Here is a 25908-nt window from a genome sequence, read left to right as displayed (position 1 = left end):
CATGGTTAATGCAAATGTAGGACAAGACAATAATAATATTCAAGAAAATACAATTGTGCCAACTTTAATTATTGGTGTTGGTGGAACAGGCTTAGAAGCGATGACTCGTGTTCGTCGCTTGATTGTGGAATGCTACGGTAGTTTAGAAAAATTGCCTGTTGTGTCTTTTTTGCATATCGATACCGATCAAAACTATAAAGTAAAAAATCCAGAAATGGCTGGCCCTCCGCTGGAAGAGAATGAAAAATTCTGGGCTTGTGTCAGTGATAAAAATGCTGACGATATCAAAAACAATGCCACCACCAACTCGTGGTATCATGACTGGCTTCCTCCTGAATTAACTACTGAACAGTTAGTATCGCAAAAAGGCGCAGGTCAGATTAGAGCCTGCGGTCGTTTTGCTTTTTTTTATAACCACAAAGAGATTCAAAATAAGTGTCAAGAAGCTAAAGGTAGAATACCTCAAGATGATCAGCTAACGATTGATAATGACGTTATAATCGTCCAAAATGAACTCAACATTTTTGTTGTCGGTTCGATATCTGGTGGAACTGGGAGTGGAATGCTGATTGATTTAGGTTATTGCTTGCGAGATTGGTTTCAAGGAGAAACGCAATTACATACCATAGCGATTATACCCACTCCTGATGGTTTTGCAGGAATTGATGCAGACATTAGAACTAAGGAAAATGGTTATGCTGCTCTCATGGAATTAAATTATTTTTCTGATCCCAAGAATACTTATAACGTTAAGTATGATAAAGATACTAGAATAATCAGCAAGAAGACTCCCTATGACTTTCTGTATTTAACTGGAACCCGCAACGAATTGAGAGAGTTAAAAATAGCCACGATCCATGAAATGATGGCTCAACAGATTTTTATGACGTTAGCTTCTGACTTTGCTAGTTATAAAATAACTGTGCGAGATAATGTCAGCAAGTCCGCTAATAATGAAGTAGATCAACCCACAAATCCTCAACAAGACCCGATTGGTCGGAGTTACTCTCTCAACTTTTTTAGTTTTGGCATTGCTAGTATTGAGATTCCAGTTCACGCCATTCGGAAAGCCCTTGCTGTCAAGTTAGCCGCTGACTTATATCAGTGGTGGCTTAATGCAAATGTTCAACTTCCTAGTGATGTTCAACAAGAGGCAGAAGCAGAACTCAAAGAGTTAAAGTTGTCTAGTAAAGAACTGCTGAATGAGATTTTACTTAATCAAGAGGGTAAGCGTTATGAAGTCGTTATCCAACAATGGATTAAGCAACTAGAGAATAATATCAACGTCGAACAACGATTAAAATGTACTGCTCAACTTCCCAATCCTTTTGGCAAAGAAACGGGTAAAATCTTGGAATTTGTGAGCCGTTATCTTAACCCAACTGTTGAAGAATATCGCTTAGATCATCTCCGAGATGACCAAAGAAGACGCGGTGACTTCCTTCAAAGAATGCAGGACAATGGGGAAAAACTGTTTCAGGAAACAGCACGAACTTTTAAAGAAAGAATCTACGACTATTTAGAAGATAAGAGCCAAGGGGCTCGCGCTATCAAGGCACTCCTGGAGCAAATGCGAACCAGCTTACAAACAGAAATTGAAAAATTGCAACGGGAAGCTGAAAAAACTTGGGAAAGTCTTGAAAAAGCTGCTTGGGCAGAATACAACCAAGGGAGTTCTCAAATTGATGAATTTAGCGATCGCTGGATGGCAACCAAGGAAAATAAAATGAAAGAATGGTGCGATCAAGCGATTGGAGGAATTGAAAAAAGTTATCAAGCCACATTACAACGCCAGTCTCGTCTGATGGCTGTTAACATTCAAAACCGCTTTCTTGATGTCATTCAAGAGGTTGAAAATGAAGTTGACCGATGGACTGGGCGAATTTCAGGTTCAGAAAGTAAGTATCGTGACTTGATCGCTTCATCTGAGAATTACATAGAACAGTTGGAATTAGTTGGACTTAAACTGTTTGAACGACGGGAGTTGAAAGAACTTTACGATGATTTTATTAACAAGTCTCAGGGACAGGATATCCTTTTTAGTCAACTCACCCAAGATATAAAAGCCGCCAGCCAAAACAGCAAATTCTGGACTCAATCTGCCTATGGTCAACAAGAATTTCATCTTCTGGATGTGGCTCGCATTGATGAGCTTCAATATCCCCAGTTTGAGGATGTAGTTGAACAATTCACCCGACGGAAAATTCAGGAAGCACCCGCCAACAGTAAACTGTACACCGAAATGGATGCTTGCACCCGTTTTATGCGACTGTACCCGGGAACCCAAGATCGACAACGAGAGATTCAACGTTTATTTAACTTGTCTAAACCCTTAATTCGTTTAGATAAAACCATTCCTCAAGAGGGAGGATTTACGCCCCAAGAAGGTCGTCTTGCGGGAATTATTGGAGGAGAAAAGACCTCCGAAACCGCAGCACAACAACAAGTTCCTCTGCTCAAGAAGTTTTTTGTAGGACTAAAGGCGATCGCACCCTTGAGCAACCGAGAACGGCACAAAATTGTAGCAACTCACGAAATAGGGGGATTTTCTTTGCGAGCTATTGCTGGAACTGAGAATCTTCGCAAAGCCTACCAACAATGGCGAAACAAACGAATTAAAGCTGAACGTGCTATTCTCAAAGGTTTGAAAAGTGACAATGAATTACCCACTCCCGTCCACATTCAAAAAGATATGGTGTTTTGGGATTTTCATCGCCCCGACCCCACCATTGAACAGTTAGTTTTAATTGCCCGTGCTTTTGAGATTTTGCGTCAGGAAATCAACAAAACAACCAAACAAGATGTGATTCGTTACCGCATCATGACTGAATTGGGTGAAGATAAAGTAACTGTAGCAGCCAATTGGGAAGATACAGTGCAAGTTCTGCAATTACCTGATTGTCGAGAAGACAGACAAGAAGTCGAACGACAGCTTAATGAATTACTCGACCAAGCCGAAACAGAATCCCAAAAACAACAACTGGGCAAACAACTGCAAGATTTCTTAGCTGAACGGCTCAAAACTGAGTTTCGGAATAATGATGAGGAAACCATGTATCTCCGGGAAAAAAACATCATTCTCGAATTTATCATTAACCATAAACTCGGCACTGTAAACAGTCCTTCAACTCCTCCTCCAGTCATCACCGCACCTCATCTGGGATTCACGACTGAACCGGAAGATAACCAAAACAAAATGCTAGGAAATGTCATGGCAAATACTGGTATAAAATACTGCAATAAGTGTGGTTATTCCATGTCTATCAGTGATAAGTTTTGCTCTAATTGTGGCAATAATATGTCCTAAAAAATTATTATAAGGTAGTCAATCATGAAAACTTTATCCTATTCCTACAGATGGCGTATTGCTATTTTCCGAGGATTGATTCGTACCGGCAAAGGTTTACTCTATTCTCTAGTTAACTCCGTTGGCGATACTTTAGAGCATCTGTCTCAATATAGTCATCCTATTGTGATGGCAACCAGTCAGACTTTAGAACAGATGACGAAACAAACTGGAGTGGCTTTAATTCGGGGTTATCAAAAATATTTGTCTCCCCATAAGGGTTTTTGCTGCTCTCATCGGGTTTTATATGGTGGTGATTCTTGTTCACAATATGTCAAAAATATGCTGATTGAACAAGATTTGCGATCGGCTATTTCTCTATCTCGTCAACGGTTCGTAAATTGTAAAACTGCCAAAATTATCCTGCGTGCAGAAACCTTAGAAGAAAAACGCCGCCGCGAGCAGAATAATAGCCAATGGAATTGTAGCTGTTCTCCAGGAGGATGTCTTGATGAATGTATCCCTGACTGCGACGATTTGGGTTGCGAGCCTGATTGCGAGCCTGATTGTGATTGTGGTTAAAGATTATATCTAAAGGGTTAAAAATTATGAAATTTGTGCAAAGTTTATTTGTGTTTGCTTTGGGATTAGGTGTAGCAATTTTACTAAAAATGCTCCTGAGTTCCTTTTCAATTCCTCGTGAGTTAGTGGCATGGATTAATACGGGAATATTTGGTGTAATTGGTTTTGCTTGCGGTTATCAACGTCGCCATTTTGGTCAGACTAATACTATCATTATGGTGTTAGCCATGTCGGTATTTTTATACCTATTTAGCTCAATTTTGGGTTACTATGAATTAGTTGATGCACTCTCGGCAAGACACAACAATCCAGAACAGGTTGCCGACGCTTTTTTGCAATCGAAAGTTGGCGCTTCTGGAGTTTGGGGTTTTTATGTCTACAGGGTGGTAGGAGAAGCCAAGAATTGGTTTGGACAATTGATACTATGGCTGGTTCAATTATGGTTTTTTGGATTATCTTTGTTTTGGGCATTTATGGGATGGGCGATCGCCCCAGATCAATCCTAATTCTTATGCTGCTCCGACACTTGAGAAACTTGCCCTTTCTAATGGAGGGAATCAACCAGGTTTCTGACGCAAAATACTGTAAAAGCCCGGATTTTATCTCCGGGCGCAATTCAGGCACGGGGTAAATTAATCACACAATTGGAATTGAGCTAATTCTCTAGGTAGGTTTGAAGAATGAGGAACACTCACACCACGAGGAGCTAGGATACCCATGCCAAAAACGCAACCATCCTCAGCACTACAATCAGTCATTCTTAGGGATAGTTCGTAGTCATCCTCAAATGGAGGTTCAAAGGAAACAACTGAGACTAAATCTTCGTCAAATTCCAGCACCTCCCCACTCATAGTTTTAACTCGTAACTCCACATCGGCGCAATTTTCATCGCAGTAGCCGACAAAAAGATACTCAATAGAAGGATCAAGTCTGAGGGTTAACGGTGCGCTAACTCTGGCTGGTCCTTTGCCAATTACCGGCCAGAATGCTAACTCGAAACCGTCTCTTCCCGCCTCCTCAACCACATCTCTGAGTTTACAGACAACTGTTCTTTGTTGGTCAGTTAAATCCCGCGCTAAGGCTGTCCCTAGGAGCGTAGTACCGAGCAACATAATCATTCCCGGTAGATAATAGTGTTTCCGTTTCATTGATATCCTCTGGGAAGGGATGGTTATTAAGGGAATTTCCGAAATAACTGGAGAATACCATATCTCAGCGCGATCGCCTACAGATAGTTTAATGGGCTATAGATTGCTACCCTGTCCCTGACCCCCCAGCCTTAAATTAGATTCAATTGATGTTACCATTCCTTTAGCCATGCTTCCATTTGGTCAATTTCTGCCTCCTGTGAGGTCAAAATGTCTTCCGCTAAAGATTGCATTTCTGGGCGATCGGATTTTTCTTGTAAATCTTTAGCCATCACTAAAGCACCTTCATGATGGGGAATCATGGCTTGGAGAAAACGCCGATCAAATTCATCATCTGCTTCGCCTAAATCCATATCCATCCGCATAGCACTAATTTGTTGCGGAGACATTTCTATCATGTGATTCATTTGATTATCCCATGCCATTGGTGTATCTGGTGCGTCTGGATACCAGGCTTGTCGCCACTCCCTCATTTGGGCAATTTCTGTGGCTTGAGCTTGAATTATTTCTACTGCTAAATTTTGCAATTCCGGTCTTTCTGATTTCCCTAAAACTTCCTGTGCCATAATAATTGCACCTTCATGATGAGGAATCATCGCATCAATAAAGCGTAGGTCGTAGTTTTCATCTGCTGGCCCTAAATCCATATCAGCATGATCCATACCTCCATGATCCATGGTTGGTACGGTTTCACCAGTGATCTCTATGGGTTCCTCTATGGACGGAGGTACGGAATCACAACCCGCAATTAATCCCAATATGGCTATCAAACTCCAGGTTGATTTTCGGAAATTCGCATTCATGAACTTTCTCACCGATAACTATCTTAAACTACCCCCCAATTATAGACTCTCTAGTCAACAGGAGAGTCAAGGCATAGATACCATAGCAAATGTTTACCTAATCAATCGGTAGACAGATGCGGAATTCGGAACCTTGACCGATTTCGGACTCTACCTCTAAACTTCCTTGATGCTTATTAACCACAATTTGACGAGCGATCGCTAATCCCAAACCCGTACCTTTTCCTACTCCTTTAGTGGTAAATAAATAATCAAAAATTTGGGACTTTAGTGCCTCTGGCATTCCGGAACCATTATCTCCAATCCGAATCTCTACGGAATTTTTCTCAGGTAAAACCTGGGTAGAAATAGTAATAATTTGATGATTGATTTTGAGACTCTCAAAGGTTGAAGTCATGGCGACTTCATCTAAAACATCGATCGCATTAGCCAAAATATTCATAAAAACTTGGTTGATTTGACCGGGAAAACACTTGATTTGAGGTAAATTGCCATAGTTTTTGACGATATCAATAGCGGGTCGATGTTGATTAGCCTTGAGGCGATGTTTGAGAATTAACAGAGTGCTATCAATACCTTGGTGAATATCGCAGGAAACTTGATGATCTAGATCCGCTCTGGAAAAAATCCTTAAACTGGTGCTAATATCTTTAATGCGATCGCACCCCAGTTTCATCGATTCCAACATTTTGGGTAAATCTTCTAAGTGATACTCAATCTCTAATTCCTCATATTTAGCGACAATTTCCGCCCCTGGATCAACAAACCTTTCCTGATATAGTTGCAGATATTCACTCAGAGACTGCACGGATTTAATCGCCTCGTTAATATTACCATGAATAAAGCCGACGGGATTATTAATTTCGTGAGCTACGCCAGCAATTAAATTCCCCAAGGCTGACATTTTTTCACCTTGAATTAATTGCAGTTGCGACTGTTTAATTTGTTCGACATAATCTTGGGACTGTTGATATAAACGAGCATTTTCTAGGGAAATAGCCGCCTGAGTGCAAAGCAAGTTCACAACCACTAGGCGATCGCTCGTAAATACACCACTGATCCGACGATTTTCTAGGCTGACAATTCCCACCAAATTACCCTGATTTAAAATCGGTAAACATAACATACTCTTAGGTTTTCGTCCCTGTAAATACTTATCAATTACAGGTAAATCCGTTTGCATATCATCGATAACTACTACTTTATTAGTATTTTTCACATAATTAATCAGTTTGACTGGGACCTTAGTAGTTTCGCTCAAAAGTTCCCCACAAAGTTCCGTATTTCGGGGAGTAGCAAGCGATCGCACTAGCCAATTTCCATCAGCGTCCGGCAAAATTAAAGCACAGCGCGAACCCCCAGAATTTTGCAAAATAATCTTAGTCAGTTGCTGCAAAAGTTCCTCTAATTGAATCGTGCTAGAGATAGCCTGAGCCGCCTTTAAAATAGCTGAAAAATCCAGCAAATTATTAATGCTCGAAGCCGAGGAACGATTACTAGATGTAGATGTGTGAGTTGAAATACTCGGAGTAACCACAGTTGCTAAAGTCGCCATAGGATTTAAATTAGAGCCCATGGCTTCTAAAATCGGTTGTAGCAAGTTAGGATAGGCATTTTCTAGCTGATCAGTTTTAGCTTTTGCACCCCACCGCGCATAACAATAATAGGCTTCCTGCATATAAACCATTGCCAGCTTTTCTTTACCCCAATTCAGGTAAAACTTAGCCGCCAGTTCATTAGCTAAAGCCTCCTCTTGGATAAATTCGTGTTTTTTGGCTCCTAAAATTGCCTGGTCATATAAATTTATAGCCTCAACTTTTTTATCTAAAACTCGACATTTTTCCGCCTCGATTAAATCCAGCTTATGCTGATGATTCATTGGTGCATAATATGCCCAGTGACCTAAATGCTGTTCATTCTCTTCTACACGCTGCCACAATTCTGATTTCTGTTCATGTTCGGGAGCATAAATGCCTAAAGCCGTGAGGGAATCATAGAAATAAAATCCGGGAATGCTAATCATACCAGCACCACCAATTAAATATTTTTTAGCCTCAATTGCATAAGTTTCAGCTAATTTGAGTTCTGCAAATAAATAGGAAAGCATCATTTTATATAGATAAAATATATACAATCCCAGCACATCATGACTATCAGTAATGCGAGGCAAAATTTCTGTTTCTTCCATCGCTTCACCCGATAAAATGTGAGGGTTGACTGCTAACCCCAATAAATTTAAAGTAGACTGCCAATAAATTCCACAGTAATTGGCAGTGGTTATTTGATTCAATCGTTGTAAAGCGTGATAGTATCCAGATGACTGCTTTTCCAAGGTGACTAGAGTTTCACCACCCCAAAATGAGTTGAGGCAAAAGGTTTGAGCGCAATATCCAGCTTGTTCATGATTGCCAATTTCTAAGGCTTCTTTATAGCTGTCTTGTAGAAGATAAACTACGGTTTTAAGATGGTTTTTTCTGTGTAAAATAAATAAACATACTACATGAGTAACTTCTGGTTTTGCGGTTTTGAGGTCTAATTTTTTCACTAATGTTAGCGCCAATTGACCAAACTTCAAACCTCTATCTATATCTTGTAAGAGATTACAACAAATAATACCATAGCAGCTATAGCTAAAGGCGGAAGCTGATGTATTGCCATATTCAATTGATAGCTTAACTCCTAAAGAAATAAACACGGGAAATAAGGGAGATTGAGAGATAGCAGCGACGGGAATTATACTATTGGCTATCTGCAAAATAGCGATTTTTTCTATATCTGTCATTAAGGGTAGGTTAACTAAGTCGTCAATATCGCGATCGCCAATTAGTTCTAGGACTTCTGCAATGACTTGTTGGATATCGTTTTCTGTGGGATTTGCTGGGTAATTGACACCCAAACTTCCCAGTAATTCTTGACCAATAGCAATCGCTTCACTTAGTTTGTTTTGAGATACATGGGCTTGAATATTAATCCGGTAAATATCTACCTTGTCTACCCAACTATCTACCTGAGATATCACCTGATTAATGAAATGGTTCATGGTCTCAAAATCACCAGATAAAGCTGCTAATTCAGCCCCCAAATTATAAAATTCTAGGGTGATTTTATATTGTCGCTTTCCAGGGTTTTCTCCGAGTAAATTTAACCCGGTTTCAGCATAATCCAAACCTGCTGTATAGGCGGTAGCTGCTTTAGCTTTTCGACAGGCGATCAGGTTCATTTGCGCTAACTCGTCTCGTTCTTTTTGGGTAGTAATTAAAGCTGTACCATAGTTGAGTTTACTGATGAGTTCAAAAATATAATCTTCCCTAGACTCAATAGGAATTTGTTTCAGCAATAGTTGTCCTATGCGGTAATGAGTAGTCTGTTTTTGCTGTTCAGGAATTAGTGAATAAGCAGCCTGTTGAACCCGATCATGCAAAAATTTGTATTGTACGTTTTCAGTCTGACTACTGTTTAACTCCGTTTCATTCTCACCCATATAGAATTTATAAACCTGAGTTTCTGGGATGATTAACCCGTATAATAGGGCTTTCCATAAAGCGATCGCTACTTGGGTTGGTGATTTTTCACAAACAATTGCTAATGTATCCAAATTAAACTTATTTCCCAGACAAGCAGCTAACTGTAAAACTTCCTGAGTTTCTGCCGGTAATTTCTGCAACTGTATCGCCATAAACTCAACTACATCATCGGTGATAGATAGGGAATTAACTCTAGCCATATCACATTCCCAGTAGCGTTTTTGGAGATTAAATTTAATACATTTATCCTCATATAATGCCTTGAGAAACTGGGTGATAAAAAACGGATTTCCTTTGGTTTTACGATTAATTAATTCCGTGATTCGATAAGCTAGTTCAACCGTACAAGCTAAAGTATCCGCCACCAACTGATTACTATCCTCAAACGCCAGGGGAGTTAAAGTAATCGTATTAACCGTTTTACCCAGTTTTTTCAGTTCTTCTACTGTTAACATAAAAGGATGCACAGGAGAGACTTCATTATCCCGATAAGCACCCAATAACAGTAGATAGGTCTTTTCTTCGATTAATAGCTTCATTAACTCCAGAGAAGCCAAATCTGCCCACTGTAAATCATCTAAAAATATCACCAGTGGATGCTCATAAGTAGTCAAGACCGAGATAAATTTTTGGAATAGTAAATTAAACCGATTTTGGGCAGCAGTTCCTGATAATTCCGGGACAGCAGGTTGAGGGCCGATGATTTTTTCCAGTTCAGGAATTACCTCAATTAAAACTTGTCCGCTACCTCCTAAAGCTGCTAAAATATTAGCTTTCCATTGGTCAATATCTGAGTCTGATTCTGACAAAAATTGCCCGATTAAATCCCTTAAGGCTTGCACAAAGCCCGACAAAGGAATATGATGATTTAATTGGTCAAATTTACCCTGAATAAAATAGCCTTGCTGACGGGTAATCGGTTTGTGGACTTCATGGACTACGGCGGTTTTACCAATCCCCGAAAAACCCGCCACTAACATAATTTCTGATGCCCCATTCGCTACCCTATCAAAGGCTGCTAATAATTCCTCAATTTCGTTTTCTCTACCATAGAGTTTTTCCGGAATTAAAAAGCGATCGCTCAAGTCACCAGCAGCGATTTCAAACTCGCAAATATTACCAGTTTTTTGCCACTGTTGCCAACAATTTTCTAAATCATGTTTAAGTCCCAAAGCACTCTGATAACGATCCTCAGCATTTTTTGCCATTAATTTGGCTACGATATCAGATAAAACCTTCGGCACATCAGGGTTAACCTCATGCAATGGAGTTGGCATTTTCGCCAAATGACAATAGACTAATTCCATCGGATCATCAACATTAAAAGGCAACTCTCCCGCCAGTAATTGATAGAAAGTTATTCCCAGAGAATATAAATCACTGCGGTAGTCAATGCCACGATTCATCCTGCCAGTTTGTTCCGGGGATAAATAAGCTAAAGTTCCTTCTAAAATATTAGGATTTTGGATAGTCTGATTTTCTTTTGGCAATAATGAAGCCAAGCTAAAGTCAATCAGTTTAACTTCTTTGGTTTCAGGATGAATTAGGATATTTGCGGGTTTAATATCTTTGTGAATTACCCTTTGTCGATATAATCCGTGTAAAATGTCTGCTAGTTGTAAACCTATAGCTAAAAAGTCAGGAATTAATAGTTTTTTGGGTTGCCACTGATTCAGAGAAATATGTCCTTCATAGGGCATCACTAAGGCATAACTATTCCCATAATTTTCTAAAGATAAAGGTTTGACAATTCCTGAAAGTTCCAGATTTTTTGCAAGTGTATATTGATTGCGAAACTGTGCCAATTCATTAAAATTCGGATGGGGATTCCGTAAAACTTTGATGATTACCCCTTGGTGATCACTGGTCCTAGTGCCTTTATACACTATGGTGCGGGTTCCTTGATAGATAATTTCGCCAAAGTTGTACAAGGGAAGAGTCATAATCATGGCGTAACCTGTAGTTAATAGGGTTGACTCAATCAAAACTTCGATAGATAGGCGCTTCCAGGCTTTTCTAGCCTCAATCTAGTTAATTGTAAACGGTTTGTGATTAAACTTTTCATAGCTTAACTTACCAAACCAAAATTTTCTGTAAATGTGCTACAGAATAATACAAACTTGGTGGTTATGCCAAGGGTAACTTGATTATAAATTCTGTACCCACCCCTGGGACTGAGGAAAAAGTTAACTCTCCGTGGTGATTCTGGGTGATAATTTGGTAGCTGGTTGGTAATCCCATCCCGGTGCCTTGACCTACGGCTTTAGTCGTAAAAAATGGGTTAAAAATCTGGTTTTTATGTTCGGAATTGATGCCAATACCATTATCTGTAATTGATATCAATACTTGATTTTTATCGGCTAGGCGTGTTTTGATGTTTATACATCCTATATAATCAGAGTTTACCGCCGTATTTAATCGATTTCGTTTTTCCTCGATCGCCTGAATAGCATTGATTACTAAATTCATAAATACCTGATTTAATAGGCTGCTATAACATTGAAATGACGGCAAATCTCCATAGTCTTTAATTACCTGAATTACCGGACTTCCATTGCTACCATTGACCCGATTTTGGACAATCACTAAGGTACTATCAATATTTTCATGAATATCTACAGATTTTAACTTGGCTTCATCTAAACGGGAGAAGGTACGCAGGGATTTAACAATATCCCTAATTCGTGAGGCTCCATGAGTCATTGAACTAATGATTTTTGGGAAATCGTCCCTGATAAAATCTAAATCAATATCCTCAATTAAATCTCTAATTTCTGGAGGGGGATCAGGATACAATTCTTGATAAGTATCAATCAATTCTAACAAATATTCCGTATAGGTAGAAGTGTGGGTTAAATTGCCATAAATAAAACTAACTGGGTTATTAATTTCATGAGCCACACCTGCGAGTAATTGACCTAAACTCGACATTTTTTCAGCTTGAATTAACTGCACTTGGGTTTCTTGTAATTCCCGATATGCTTTTTGCAATTCCTTACCTTTGGCTTTGGACTCCTGATAAAGTTGAGCTTGATAAATAGCGATCGCCACCTGAGTTGCCAGACTTTGTAGCAGTTCGATTTCATCATCTAACCAAGAGCGATCGCATTCGCAACCCTTGGTACAATCACTCTGAACTCTCCCGATTTCAAAACCTCCAATTGTGCCGCCAGCTGTATGCACAGGTAACACCAAATAACTTTCAATTCCTGACTGTTGACAAAATTCTTTTAAGGCTTCGTCTTGGCTATCCTTAACTACATCTAGCCGATACATTTTCCCATGAAATAAATGATAAAATAATTTTGGAAAATTATCAATATTATAACTGCCAAGCCAACTAGGTATTCCTGGATTTTTCTGCTCCTTAACATTTTCTAAGCAGGGTGGATTGGTATCGGATCTATACCATACAAATGCACAAATATAAACTTTGATTTCCTGAAAAATCGCATTGACAGCATTTTGCAAAATCGTATCTAAATGCAGAGAATTGCGAATTTCGGTGCTGATCCGATTTAAAGTTTGGGTGCGACTCAGCAAAGATTGTAACTTTTGTTCTGCTTTTTTGCGTTCCCTTAAAGCCGCTTGCTGTTCACTAATATCTCGAACAATAGACAAAACATCATTGCCACAGGGAGCAAACCGCGCTTCATAATTTCGGATTCCTTCAGGCATTTCTAGAGCATATTCAAACAATTGGATATGTTGAGTTTTTAGGGTATCTGCAATAGCTTTACTCGTCGGTACAGCCAGAAACTCTGGCAATACTTCATGAAGATTTAGACCCAAAAATTGTGACGGCTGCATTAACGGTTCTACCTGTAGAGATGGCTTATAATCAAGAAAAACATAATCGGAACTATAGCGGAACATCATATCAGGAATTGCATCAAGTAAAGCGCGCGTCTGAGCCTCGCTTTCTTTTAAAGCCCTTTCTGCTTGTATGCGGTCTGTAATATCTTCAAAAATCCCCACCAAACCAATTACCTTTCCGTCCGCATCATGGAGAGGTATTTTAGTGGTTTCTACCCAATTCATGCTACCATCAGCATTGCTCTTATTTTCAATTAATTTGATTTGGGGTCGATCGCTATTCATCACCTGGCGATCGCAAGCGCGATAATGTTCAGCTTCTTTTCGACTCACACAATAATCATAATCTGTTTTTCCTATAAAAAAGCTCGTATTTTCACCACCAAAAGCCCTAGCAAAAGCCTGGTTACACCCCAGAACAACACTATGAGAATCCTTCCAAAATACCGACTGTGGGAGAGCATCAAGAATAGTTTGCAACAACTCCCGCGATCGATAAACTTGCTCTTGCGCCTTCACTCTTTCCGTAATATCCATCACCGTCCCAAACATCCGCACCACCTGCTCGTCTCGCTGTTCTATTTCAATCCGAGCATTCAGATAAGCCACCTCATCACCAGCACGCACAACCCGAAAATCAAAGTTTTGTGGAATCCCCTTATTAGCTTCTGCAACCCTATTTTGAAATAAAGAGCGATCGTCAGGGTGAATTATGGTCAGATGTTCTGCAAAAGTCGGCTCACCCTGTTCCGGACTCATACCAAACAGATTAAATACCTCTTCCGACCAAGTAACCTTTTGGGTTTGAGTCTCAAAAGACCAGTTCCCAAGATGCGCCACTTTTTGAGCTTTTTGCAGTTGATTAGTCAGTTCTTGTAGCGCCAGTTCATTAGCTTTACGCTGCGAAATATCCTGATAAATTCCCATAAATCGCAGCGGTTCACCCAAACGATTCCTCTCCACAATTTGACCAATACCTAAACCCCATTTATAGGAACCATCCTCGCATCGCAAACGATGTTCAGTCTCATAAATATCAATTTCTCCCCGGATATGTCGATTCATATTCTCAGAAACTAATTCCATATCCTCCGGGTGAATTCGACTGATCCACTCATTAACATTATGATTAACCACCCCTTCCGTCGCACCGATAAAATTCCGCCAATGTTCCTCCGATAAAACCAACTCATTAGTTTGCATCTTCCAATCCCAAGTGCCAATATCAGCTGATTCTAGGGCAATTTCTAAACGAATATGACTTTCCCGCACCGCCATTTCCGCCTGTTTACTGTCATGAATATATCGGGCAATTCCCAAACATCCTATCACCTCACCTTCATCATTTCTCATCGCCGATACATTAGTAGAATGCCAGTAATAGTGATTATTTTTATGTAACACCCTATATTCAGCACCTCGCACTTTTTCCCCTAATAAAGCTCGATGAAAAGCATCTACACAAATTGGCAGATATTCACTATGTACAAACTCGGCAAAAGAAATACCCAACAACTCATCAATGGGATATCCCGTAATTTCTTCAAAATTTGGGCTCACATAACTAAAAGTGCCATCCACATCAGCAATAAACACCATATCATTCAGATTTGCCGTCAAATTCCGAAACTTACTCTCGCTTCTTCGTAGGGCAATTTCACTTTCTTTTTGCTCAGTAATATCTCGCACATAACCATACCAAGTCGTGCTACCATCCTGCTCTCGTTGGGGTGTAGCATGACCAAGCAACCATAACAATCGACCATCAGGGTGAGTTATACGATACTCGCAAAGCCAGGGAGTCAAATTTTCCGCCGATGCCAAAATCGACTCTTCTACCAACTGTATATCATCAGGATGCAGCGCATTAAAAAGGGCACTAGCATCAGACCGCACGGCTTCTGGTTCAATACCATAAATCTCTCGTAACCCTTCGCTACTGTAGGGAAAAGCAAACCCACCATCGAGATTTTGACAAAACTTATAAATTACCCCAGGAATATGGCGACCAATTTGTTGCAGACAATACTCTGCGTCCATCTGTTCCGTAATCTGTCGCAGTTTTTCAGGAGTACAGACAGAGGCGGCTAAGGCAGATTGCAACGATTCTACCTGTTCTTGTAGCCTTTTGATTTCCGTAACATCTCGTAAAGTTACCAGATGACAATTAGGCAAAAAATTAGCTATGGCCACATACTCCACCATCACCACACCACCATCAGGTCGTATCAGACGAAATGAGCCACCCATCTCCCCTTGGTCGAGGAAATCTTGCCAAGTTTCTTCAAAATTAAAGCCGGGTTCAGCAAAATCACTAATCCGAGATCCCATCAAATCTTGACGTTCCAACCCAAATAATTCGCAGGCCGCCTGGTTAGCATCTGTCAAAGTGTGTTAACTATAAACCCTTATCCTGACAGCGATAGCGGTTATTACTCAACCCGATAGTCGTACCTAATTACTCAGATATTACTCACGATCTAGTCCTAGCACAGGAAAATAATTCTGTCAATAGGATGATTACTCAGTCAACAAGCACAACTTAATCAATCTGTCAAATGCCTACTATCTCCCCCTAACCAAACACCGATAGGGTAACTCTCTCGTGATACCCGTCAATGGCAAGCCTTCGGTTGGTAACGAACCATTGACTGCTATCACATCGTTCGTTTCCCCAATAGTGCTTGTTTCGGTTAGGGGGAGGGTATGGGTTCAATTTTGCAGGATATTACCTAAAGCTACCAGTGCTAATAATAGGACGGTAATGAGTGCGATCGCAGTGGGATTTATCTATGGCTCAAAGTCAACATGATAGCTGTAGGTAGCCGTAGGGGGAACCCACTAGGTTATCAATGTACAACGATACTCCTATCAATGTACAAAGATATCAGACCGCCTACCTGGTTCCCTATGGGAGTCAGATTATTGGTGAAATATTGAGGAGCCTACTCGCTACCAACAAAATGCGATCGCATAATCACGACTAACCTAACTATCTCCTACCGGAATCAACCCGATACCCTCAAACAACTTTTCAACTGGTGACTTGTTTCGTCATCTCTCGCTGATACCTACATAATCCTAGAGAATTGATTCCCCATCGAAACCGATACCTACATACCGCTAGACAAGTCTCCAATTTTTGGTGGTAATCATCCCAGGCGGAACCCAGTACCCCTAATAAACACCCTAAGCCAAAATCTTAACCCGTCTATTGTGGGTAAACTAGGGGGGTAAGCATATAAATAATTTTCGATATCGTATTTTCGATATCGAAAACAGATAATATGAATGAACCCCTACAGTCAGAAACCATAGGGGACATTTAAGTTATTGGGGTAGCTGTTAGGTGTTAGGGTTTAGGTTGACCCCATGTATTAAGTAAACAATTATAGACCTCTGAGTTAATTAACCCAGGAAGTTGATTAAAACCGTCTAAGTTACTTTTAACCCATAACACTTCAGTTCGTTTCTTTTTTACGTCTTTCTTGTGACTAGCGGACATGACTGTATTTATTTCTATTTTTTGTGTAAATGATTGAGGTTCAATCATCTGATGATAATTCGATACAATGTAATTGCCTGTTATGCAATCTAATGTATGACATAGTTTTGTCCAATCTTTAATCGTGTAGCCGCTATAGTGACCTTGTGTACTACCGGAATAAGGCGGGTCACAATAGAATAGTGTATTAGGTGAATCCCACCTTTCAATACACTTAATAGCATCCTCGCAGGAAATGTAAACCTTTTCTAACCTTTCCAACGCTTCAGATAGCCTAGCTTTTTTATTTGTGAATGTCATCGCTCGGTTTTCGCTTTTTTTACTGAAACCCCACCCCTGCCTAGCGTTGGCAAATGATTGGTTGATATTGACATAGTATGCCCAAGCTTTTTCAATGTCTGAAAAGCCTTCCGGTTGTTTACATATTGCTTGAGATTTTCTGTAGTCAGATTGACTATATAATGTAGCTTGAATTTCATTATTAAGTTCAATAGGGTATTTTTTGGCTACTCTATACAAGTTGATTAAAAGGTTGCTTGTATCGTTAATGCACTCTCTATAATCGTGTTGATTGGTTACGGTAGGTAATGGTTTTAAAAATAACAAAGTAGCTCCACCGGCAAAAGGTTCTACATATATTTTGTGTGGTGGGAAATATTGCAATATTTTAGAACCTATTCGTTGCTTTCCCCCGTAATAACTTAGTAAAGGTTTCATTGTTGTGATTTCATTAATTAATAATTGATGTTAGGGTTTTCTCCAACCATCATCATCAATATCATCTCTGTTAATTGGAAGAGGGGGTGATTGCTTTTTATCTTCTAACTGTTTTTTACAAACTGTTGATGGCATAAAATCATTAACATATCTAATCAAATAATTTAGGCTATTTTGGATACCGTCTAACCTATTCTCAATAATTAGGTTTCCTGTATGCGTAATGAACATACTGATAATAATCGCGACAATAATTAACCCTAATTCAACTATTACCAAGTTCATTTATATTAATTTCCAAAAATGAAGTGTAAACCATTTAATCCTTTCTAGTGGAGAAAATGAAGCGTAAAAATTGCTGTACGGCGGTGATTCAATTATTTGATATTCATTAAGCCATATAATTTCACGTTTAACCATCATATTCTGCTTCACATCATTGTATGTGTAAAATTTTAACCACCCTGCCATTTTCCAGTACACGGGTACACTGTCAGCGTCAAATAATATCCTGATAAATTTACTGCCAGAAATGTCAGGTAATTTTTTAGTACCGTGTAGCTATCATCTTCTATCCTGAAATTAAGTTCATAAACTTTAAACCAATTACTTTCAGATATATCAAGTGCATTAGGCATTATCTGTTAATTTATTGTTGTAAGTCATAAGTCATTTTAGTTCTCCATTACAGTTTTGTTAGGGCTAAACACTCACTTTCACTAAGAGCGCGAGGGTAGTAGCGGAAATCTTTACATATACCAGTTTCAACAACACCATTAGCTCTTCTTAATATAAGAATTTCAGAAATAGGTTGATAAGATGTTACTGTATTAGGTGCATCAACCACTTTATCACCGTTAATAAATAACTTTTGCCGACCTTGCTCTAAAACAGATAATATCTTAAATGATGGTGCGTCCAATCTAGTTATTAAGGGTGATGAATAAGTCAACACACCACCAGACACAGTTCTAGTGTCTATACCGAAACCTGCACTGTCGTCGCCGTGAAGTATCAAGTTGGTATTATCTGAATTAGTACCTAAAATAGCACCAACTCCTGTCAACTTGTTTGGTGTATATTCTATATAAAAACTACCTTCACTCGGGTTAAACTCATCCCCCAACACTCGACTAACCGCATCAGAAGCACGTGTTACGCTGGTGGCTTGAGTAGGGGTGTAAGGGGATGGTGTTGATGATGCTTCTAGTTGTGTACCCCAAATGTAGATACCTGAAATGCCATCACCTGTGTAAAGAATGCTAGACCCATTATTCAAGTAATGCACTATTGTTGCAGTAGCAGTTGATGATGCTGTTGAGGTAATTGAGCATCTATACCATCCGTTTCCCATAGACGTTACTGATGAAGAAACAAGTCCTCCTCCTGCTGTAATTGCTCTAGTCAGTAAATTGAAATTTGCGAAAGAATTGGCGGGAAATTGAGTGGCAAATGCAATTACAAGAATCGAGCGTTCTGCGGCTTTAGCATATATGGAGTAGGGGTCGAGAGAGATGTCGCCATCTCCCCCTCCCATACAGAACCGTACTTGAGACTTTCACCTCATACGGCTCCTAATTTGACCGTCTCCTTGTTAAGAGTACAGCATCATCTCTTCATCAAGAGCTGTTTTATTGTCGTGACAATGGCGATGTAATAATTGAATATTCTTGTATTCATCCTTTCCGCCATGGCTTCTAGGTACAATGTGGTCTACTTCAACTATATCTGATGGGGTAAAGAATTGTCCACACCAGGTACATCTACCTTTTTGCTTTTTGAGTAGTTTTGCTACCCTATTTGGCGTGCCGATTGCTTGTCCTTTCCTGGTTGCCCAGTAAGTCCAATTTCCGTCATAAAGTGTTGCGTCAGGGCGTATTAGGGTATGTCTAACAATTGGAGTCCAGTTGTGTTTGAATAGATGTAACCCATCTTTGGTTTGGAATATCCAATTTTCATGTCTTTCTTTCCCATTGCTAAGTTTAATTGTTCCATGTCTGAAATAATTATTTAGCTTTTCGAGACTTGCCTTTCCGCATCTTGATAATGTCCATGCTCGTAACATTTGCCAGATTATGAAGTCTAGCTTATTGAAGGTCTCTACTGAGACTACCGCTGAGTAGTAATTTGACCATCCCCGTATTATCGGGTTTAGTCTGCTTATCAGGGTTGATTGAGGTGCTGTTTTGAGTTGTTCTATTGCACTTTTAATCACTTCTGTGTGAGCTTTAACTGCTTTATTGCTGGGTTTTATGTGGGTTTTATGTCCGATTAATCGGCTTGCTCCCCCGCCTGTTTTCCCAGATTTGTATTTTCCTGCTGGATATTGCCTGATATTGAATCCGAGAAAGTCAAACCCTGGATTCTCTGTTTTACCGTCATACTCAATAGTTTTGAGTGTATGACAGATTCGAGTCTTTTCAGGTTTTATTTCTAGTCCTACAGGTTTTAGCCATTCAGAAATAGCAGTCTTGCACTGTTCAATGATTTCTAGGTCTTTGGATATGACCACAAAATCATCGGCATATCTTATAAAGTTTACCTGAGTGGCTGTGCCTTTATTTGGATACATTCCTTTAACTAGCCTTTCCATTCCCAACAGTGCGATGTTGGCGAGTATTGGACTTATTACCCCTCCTTGAGGTGTCCCTGTTTCTGTATCCTCAAATACACCGTTATCTAGCACGCCAGCTTTGAGCCATTGTTTCAGGTCTCTCTTCAAGCTGCTTGGACAATGAATTTTGGACAGTAGGTAATCATGGTTCACGGTAAGAGCATTTTGCTATATCAGCATCGAGTACATAATATTCACCCTTGTTGATACTTGAGTAAATTCGTGCTATTGCATCATGAGCCGACCGTCCGGGACGGAACCCATAGCTTGTGCTTTCAAATCTCGATTCCCATTCAGGTTCGAGAGCCGACTTAACCAAGGCTTGCCTTGCTCTATCTTGGATTGTGGGTATGCCTAGTGGGCGTTTTTCATCCTTACCAGGTTTTGGAATCCACACCCTTCGCAGTGGTTTTGATTTGAGTTTTCCCTTAATGTTCTTAACAAGCTCGAACCTTTGTCTTGAAGAGATTGCTCTTACTCCATCAACTCCGGCTGTTTTCTTGCCTTGACCCGCTTGGGGGGGCGGGTTTATTAAGCTGACTGTTGGGAAGCATGGCTGACCGTGGAACCCGCCCCTACAGCCGCACTGCTAAGAGCCGGGCATAATACGATTTCACCAGTAGACGTTGCCACCTTCGTGCCTTAGCATTTTGTCCCGATTTAGCTGCTCGAAATATACTCTTTTGGAGCTTGAAAACTTTCCGTTGAACCTTAGTCCATGGGATTGTCTTCCATGCGTTGTTCGTAGTCTTGATTGGTTTTGGTTTCCCAAACCCTTTCTTTAAACTCGCTATCGCCATTTGTACACCTACTAGGCTCTATTTCTTTACAATCAAACCGTGACCTGTTAGCATATCCCTGCTATTACGGTAGGGCGTTGGCTTTTGGTCACATCTCACATCCTCTAGGACTTGCGGTTACACTTATTCCTACTGATATCTCGACCAGATAATCAGAGTCCAGGAGGACTTAAAACGTTCCGTTTATATGGGCATTCCATCTTTAGACTTGTCCTCTCCACCGGGGTACTTTTAAAGGTCTGTGTAGGTGATGATAAAATTACCCTACTTTTCCCCTTGTTCTTTTGAACGCAGCGTATCAACCTATTTCGCTACTTCATATTTACGATGGTTCAAGCCGGACATTCGGTTTCCCTAATCATGGATGGTTGGCAGTGGTCGGATTATTGGGAATAGGTTTCCCTCACGCCTTCCGTTCCCCGCTTCAGTCCTGGGGTTGTGATTCTCAAAACTGGGGGTGGCTGTTATGGTCGAAAGGGAAGTCACCTTCCCCGACTCCACTTCAAAACCGTACTTGAGACTTTCATCTCATACGGCTCCTGATGTGAATACCCCTTTGTCAGTGGGAACAGGGCTACAACCCCCTGCTTTATGACCTCAACTTTCGGAGCTATATACACACGTAGTCATTAACTCGTTTTCGTCATAACACTCTTAGTTGTTGTGGTCTCTATATCCACACCGTGACTAGTGGGCATATCCTAACCATTACAGTTAGGCATTAGCTTTCAGTCACATCCTTTTCCCTTAAAGGCATACGCTTACACTTTTCGCTACTCCACAAGTACATCCTGCCACTTGAGAGCCAATGAGGGGTTTAAACGTTCCATCTATGCGGGCATTCCATCTTTAGATTCGTCCTATCCACCGGGGTACTTTAAAGGTCTGTGAAGGTGGTGGTAATATACCCCTTCTTTTCCCCGTGCTCTTTTGAGCGCAGCGTATCAACCTATTTCGCTACTAGAGTATTACGATGGTTCAAGCCGGACATTCGGTTTCCCTAATCATGGATGGTTGGCAGTGGTCGCCTCTGGTAGTAGGTTCTACTTCACGCCTTCCGTTCCCCGCTTCAATCCTGGGGTTATGATTCCCAAAACTGGGGGTGGCTATCGCCGTTACTCTCAACCTTACGTTATACTCAAGGGGTTCACAACTCCCCTCTTTTTTTCGCTCAGTCTTGACCTTGAGTCTCTCTGCCTTATCTGGTTGTCGAAGCCAGATGTTGAGACACATAGATAGTTATGGGATGGTCAGGGGTGCGAATCCCTTATATTCCACCAAGGGGTGGAAGTCCCACTAGGAGGTTATTTAAGGCATTGCAGCCCTATTTCACTCCTAAACGTCTCGCACATCGCCGTTACTCTTAACGCCCTGATTTCTCAGTTGGTTTATGACCTTGAGTTCCCTGCCTTGCTTAGATTTCTCCAAGCGTCGGGACATATAAACAGTTATGGGATGGTCAGGGTTGCGAATCCCTTATATTCCACCAAGGGGTGGAAGTCCCACTAGGATGTTATTTCAGGCATTGCAGCCTTATTTGACTCCTAAACGTCTCGCACTTAATGTATATGTTGTCCCAGATGTTGCAGAAAATGTACGATTTACATGGTGGGCGGTGTTTGTGCTTGAATCCTCAACTAACTTGTCACCAGTTAAATTTCCATCAAGCGCAACAATTACATTTGGCGTAATACTTGCTCGTGTTTTTGTCCAAGTCGCATTATCAAAATCCTCACTCCACGATACCAAATTAGTCCTCTGTTCCTCCACCAACGACCCTAACCGTTCACCCGTTTCAGGATTAAATGTGTATCTAGGCTTATTCACTGCGGCTGTACGAATCCTGCCTGCTGCGTCTACATACGTTGCCGTAGATGCTCTAGTAACAGTGTAAGTGTCTGTTACAGGTTCTGTTATCCATTCTTCACCATTGTAGCGTGTGTTGGATTTACCAAACTGAGTTGAAAGGGTAGGTTCTATAGAGATGCGAGGTTCAACGTTATACGTATTTGAGTCAATAACTGCTTGTATCCGTTCATTAGTTAAATACAGATTAACTTCACCTTCTGGCAAGTCATCGGTTGATTGCCCAAACTTACTAGAGTAAATGTTGAAATTAGTCATAACTGCCTCTATATTGATTATTTAATTAAATGGCTAATAACTTAATACTAGCCATTCATTTGATGATTACATATTGATATATTCGATAATTGTAACGCTGATACTAGCGCTAGATTCTGCTATCGCCTGTAACTTAGTTCTACCCCACGTTATTGAGATGGTATCACCTGGCTTAACCGAAAATGCAGCGTCTGACACGCTATCACCTGTAGGGTCAAATATTAGATGTACATTGGTATTTGACCGATTCTTTACAAACACCGTTCTACCGTTACTGGTAGCATTGATAGGCACAACTTCCGTGATAGTGTTAGCAGTCAAACTTATCGCGGTAGTTTCGGGAGTTCCCGGTATTTTACTGCTCATATTTAGAGTGTCTAAATTGACAATAGAACTGTAAACGGAGAAACTCATAATAAACTCCTAAATCAAAGTATAATTTACCAATTTATTATTTGTTTTAATCCAACAATATTGGTTACGCTATCCTCAGTTATAGCATAGATAGAAGCTGTTGATTTTAGTTCATCATCCCACCCAGCGTTAGGAGGTAAATATAGGCATTGATAAGGTACACAGTTACTGATATCGCCGTGACAAAACCATACCCCTACAGAACCTACATTTTGTAAGTGCAACCTATACCGATTAATATTTGAGGGTCTAACTAATGTGGGGGTATTGCCTATTGTCACCCCAAAATTTTCGGGTTGTGTCAATGTAGGGGTTTGAGGAACTGTATCGAGTTGATATTCAGCCATGCCCAAAATATTAATAGAATCATTGTTATGTAACTGAGTTAAACACCTAGCTTTAACTATTGAGTTGCTATCAATTGCTAAACCTTCGTTTTGATTAGTGATTAATTCAATTAACAGGTTTTCGGTGTGAATGCCTCCATAATATGGCAATTTGACAATCCCTAAATTTAACCCGTTTTCTGTTGCCATATTCCCATAAAATATCTGTAAATCTACCGCTCCCTGCAACACTTCCTGTTTTTTTTCCACCGTTGGTAATAGCTATCTTCCGGGTAAATTGTGGGGATTTGTGATTGTGCAATACTGGGAGTGTAACATCTAGCGTTTAACGATGATATATAGCTGTAAATACCGATATCATATTTATATCTTTCTGTTATTAATGATTCTAAAATAGTCCCGTTAAATAACTCTATGGCGTTACTCCAGTTAGCAGCGTTTATATGAGCCGCGATATTTTTAACACCTCTCATGATTTCCCTTATTTAATGGATTTAGTAACATAATTATACTATCATATAATACTATTAAACTTAGTACAAAACGTTAATATGGTTAGAGACAGACGGACGATTAGAGACAAACCAAAGGTTAGACCTCGCTCGGGAGTTAGATATGACACAGCTCCCTTTAGATTAAACGATGACCCCGGTAAACTAGGAGACCCGTTTCGAGGTTGGACTGGAGACCCATACGGGAGGGAATTAGATACTCGAAACAAATTTATAAGTGATTCTAAATATGTAGCTCCTGAATACTGGGATGCAGATGAATATCACAAAAAAAGAGAAGCTGAAGAAAGGGAAAAAAGAGAGGATATTAAAAAAGAGGCAACTGTCAAGGAACCACCAAACAGAGATGAACCAAAGGGAGGAAAAAAACCTAGGGGAAAGGGTGGCGCTGGTAGAGGTTTTGGCGGTCCTAATAGCGGTGACGAGGTAGATGATGATAAAGGAAGGCGACCAGGCGATAGTTCAGATGATGATTCAGATGATGATTCAGACAATGGAAATGGCGGAAATGGCAATATCGGTTGTACCATAAAAGCTAATGAAAAGTACAGCGTTGAAGAGTTCGACAGACAAATGGGTAGCGGGGGATGCTGTAATCCTCCACCAAGTGGAAGTAGCATCACTTTTTTTAGTCATATGGATTGGAGGTGGGGAGAAACTCCTCAACCAACAGGAAGTGAGAGGTTTTTTTATACGCAAGGACAGTGGGAGTCTGAGTGGGCATACGGCGACCCTGATTTAATGTTTGAAAGTATAGGTGTATTTTGTGATTGGTGGATGGAATGCACAGAATTTGATTATGTAATTCCTAGATTTTCCGCGAGCACAAAAGATATCCCGCAATGCATCGAAGGAGAAGAACCTGAAAATATACGAACGATAACAATACCAGATATGAACGAAGAATGCTGTGGAATGATTAGAAGGATTTACGAGTTCCTAGACCCTGAATCCTTTCCGGCTGAAATGCCGGAAAAAATCACGGTTAATGCTGATAATCCAGAGAACAGAATTAAACGAATAAACACATTGCCAGAATGGTTAATGTATCGATTTGACATCGATGACGAAAGATGGGGTGAATTTGAAGTTAAAGTAGAGATTGATGATGTCAATCTAATGACAAAAGCAGAAGAAAAAGCCGAAATCAAATTACCTAACTTAGCTGAATCAATTGCTGAAATATTCGGGATGGTAATGGAAATTGCCATCTCCCATCAAGTGACACAAAACGCTGTTTTAACCTGTTTACATGAAGCAGGTTTGGCGCATTCAGCAGCCTTTAAAGCTGGTAGAGAGGTCTCAGAAATATTAGATTATTTAGGATTTAAAACTGAAGAAAAATACGCAACAATTAAAACAGCGTTTACTCCAGAAGCTGATAATTTTGAGGAACTACTAGAACCTAATGAAAGTAAAGTTAAAATCACTAATCAAAAGAACGCGAAAGAAACACTATAAATAACATTAAATCAAATAAAGAAAATATTCTCAATAGTTAGAGCGCAAGGTACTTTACAAGTTAATGGTAATGACCCGTCAAAAGACATATTAGCCGATTTAACTAGGTTATATGATTCAATGAAAAAACAGGATGATATTAGAGAACAGGAAACCAAGAAAGTACAAGAATTATTGAAAAAAGACTTTCCTGATATCAAGATAGAAACCGAATTGATTGACGGCGATAACCCACTAAGAGGAACTTTGTAATGG

Annotated in this window: 18 protein-coding genes and 2 pseudogenes; 5 read left to right on the top strand and 15 right to left on the bottom strand. The window is 40.1% G+C overall.

The annotated features are described in order from the left end of the window. Position 1 precedes the first annotated feature (1 nt). From N39L_RS31955 to N39L_RS31945, 3 genes are read left to right on the top strand one after another with little or no spacing between them, the layout of a single operon-like run. Positions 2-3307 (top strand): tubulin-like doman-containing protein, encoded by a 3306-nt coding sequence (locus tag N39L_RS31955; protein WP_014277440.1) that lies wholly within the window; start codon positions 2-4, stop codon positions 3305-3307. A 24-nt stretch (positions 3308-3331) separates the two neighbouring features. Beyond that, entirely contained in the window at positions 3332-3868 is a 537-nt protein-coding gene (gene yidD, locus N39L_RS31950) for a membrane protein insertion efficiency factor YidD (protein WP_006619669.1), read from the top strand. A gap of 26 nt (positions 3869-3894) precedes the next feature. After that, positions 3895-4374, top strand: coding sequence for a hypothetical protein (locus N39L_RS31945; RefSeq protein ID WP_006619668.1), 480 nt, complete (start codon positions 3895-3897; stop codon positions 4372-4374). A 126-nt stretch (positions 4375-4500) separates the two neighbouring features. Here the strand turns inward: N39L_RS31945 and N39L_RS31940 are convergent, their stop codons facing one another. The 4 genes from N39L_RS31940 to N39L_RS31925 all read right to left on the bottom strand — a co-directional run bounded on the left by N39L_RS31940 (position 4501) and on the right by N39L_RS31925 (position 15547). Further along, a complete protein-coding gene (locus N39L_RS31940) occupies positions 4501-5016 on the bottom strand; it encodes a hypothetical protein (RefSeq protein ID WP_006619667.1) in 516 nt (171 codons plus the stop codon). A 152-nt stretch (positions 5017-5168) separates the two neighbouring features. After that, the gene (locus N39L_RS31935; RefSeq protein WP_231852050.1) at positions 5169-5831 is read right to left on the bottom strand and encodes a DUF305 domain-containing protein; all 663 of its coding nucleotides are present in this window, start codon (positions 5829-5831) and stop codon (positions 5169-5171) included. 85 nt (positions 5832-5916) lie between these two features. After that, positions 5917-11292 (bottom strand): trifunctional serine/threonine-protein kinase/ATP-binding protein/sensor histidine kinase, encoded by a 5376-nt coding sequence (locus N39L_RS31930; protein ID WP_043468755.1) that lies wholly within the window; start codon positions 11290-11292, stop codon positions 5917-5919. A 178-nt stretch (positions 11293-11470) separates the two neighbouring features. After that, positions 11471-15547: a PAS domain S-box protein gene (locus N39L_RS31925; RefSeq protein WP_014277436.1), complete on the bottom strand. Its 4077-nt coding sequence runs from the start codon at positions 15545-15547 to the stop codon at positions 11471-11473. A 464-nt stretch (positions 15548-16011) separates the two neighbouring features. On the opposite strand from N39L_RS31925, the gene N39L_RS31920 reads away from it, so the two are divergent. After that, a complete protein-coding gene (locus N39L_RS31920) occupies positions 16012-16146 on the top strand; it encodes a hypothetical protein (protein WP_286131321.1) in 135 nt (44 codons plus the stop codon). A gap of 365 nt (positions 16147-16511) precedes the next feature. Here the strand turns inward: N39L_RS31920 and N39L_RS31915 are convergent, their stop codons facing one another. From N39L_RS31915 to N39L_RS31860, 11 genes and pseudogenes are all read right to left on the bottom strand, one after another. Further along, positions 16512-17381 carry a DNA adenine methylase gene (locus N39L_RS31915; protein ID WP_014277435.1) on the bottom strand — a complete coding sequence of 290 codons (870 nt, stop codon included), beginning with the start codon at positions 17379-17381 and terminating at the stop codon, positions 16512-16514. 30 nt (positions 17382-17411) lie between these two features. Continuing rightward, positions 17412-17666, bottom strand: coding sequence for a hypothetical protein (locus tag N39L_RS31910; protein WP_014274322.1), 255 nt, complete (start codon positions 17664-17666; stop codon positions 17412-17414). Between the two features lie 170 nt (positions 17667-17836). Next, positions 17837-18019, bottom strand: a complete 183-nt coding sequence (locus N39L_RS31905) for a hypothetical protein (RefSeq protein WP_126277469.1) — start codon at positions 18017-18019, stop codon at positions 17837-17839. Positions 18020-18066: 47 nt separating this feature from the next. Then, positions 18067-18918: a phage head spike fiber domain-containing protein gene (locus tag N39L_RS31900; protein WP_014277434.1), complete on the bottom strand. Its 852-nt coding sequence runs from the start codon at positions 18916-18918 to the stop codon at positions 18067-18069. 57 nt (positions 18919-18975) lie between these two features. Continuing rightward, positions 18976-20512: pseudogene (gene ltrA, locus N39L_RS31895) on the bottom strand (group II intron reverse transcriptase/maturase); the annotation flags it as partial. 58 nt (positions 20513-20570) lie between these two features. After that, complete coding sequence (locus tag N39L_RS31885; RefSeq protein WP_014275538.1) at positions 20571-20795, bottom strand: reverse transcriptase N-terminal domain-containing protein; 225 nt, start codon at positions 20793-20795, stop codon at positions 20571-20573. Between the two features lie 978 nt (positions 20796-21773). Continuing rightward, a complete protein-coding gene (locus N39L_RS31880; RefSeq protein ID WP_035735762.1) occupies positions 21774-22028 on the bottom strand; it encodes a hypothetical protein in 255 nt (84 codons plus the stop codon). A 300-nt stretch (positions 22029-22328) separates the two neighbouring features. Then, positions 22329-22919 carry a phage head spike fiber domain-containing protein gene (locus tag N39L_RS31875; protein WP_014275539.1) on the bottom strand — a complete coding sequence of 197 codons (591 nt, stop codon included), beginning with the start codon at positions 22917-22919 and terminating at the stop codon, positions 22329-22331. Between the two features lie 66 nt (positions 22920-22985). After that, on the bottom strand, positions 22986-23333 hold the full coding sequence (locus tag N39L_RS31870) for a hypothetical protein (protein ID WP_014277433.1): 348 nt from the start codon (positions 23331-23333) through the stop codon (positions 22986-22988). Positions 23334-23359: 26 nt separating this feature from the next. After that, positions 23360-23929, bottom strand: coding sequence for a hypothetical protein (locus tag N39L_RS31865; RefSeq protein ID WP_231852049.1), 570 nt, complete (start codon positions 23927-23929; stop codon positions 23360-23362). Then, complete coding sequence (locus N39L_RS31860) at positions 23893-24153, bottom strand: hypothetical protein (protein WP_014277431.1); 261 nt, start codon at positions 24151-24153, stop codon at positions 23893-23895. Before N39L_RS31860 ends, N39L_RS31865 begins: the two co-directional genes overlap by 37 nt. Before the next feature lie 78 nt (positions 24154-24231). Here N39L_RS31860 and N39L_RS31855 point away from each other — a divergent pair. Further along, positions 24232-25905 (top strand): annotated as a pseudogene (locus N39L_RS31855) (hypothetical protein). Positions 25906-25908: the final 3 nt, after the last annotated feature.

This window comes from Limnospira platensis NIES-39 (assembly GCF_026000695.1).
Taxonomy (GTDB): domain Bacteria; phylum Cyanobacteriota; class Cyanobacteriia; order Cyanobacteriales; family Microcoleaceae; genus Limnospira; species Limnospira platensis.
Note: the sequence above shows the minus strand (reverse complement) of the source record. Positions and strands in the feature narration are given on the sequence as shown.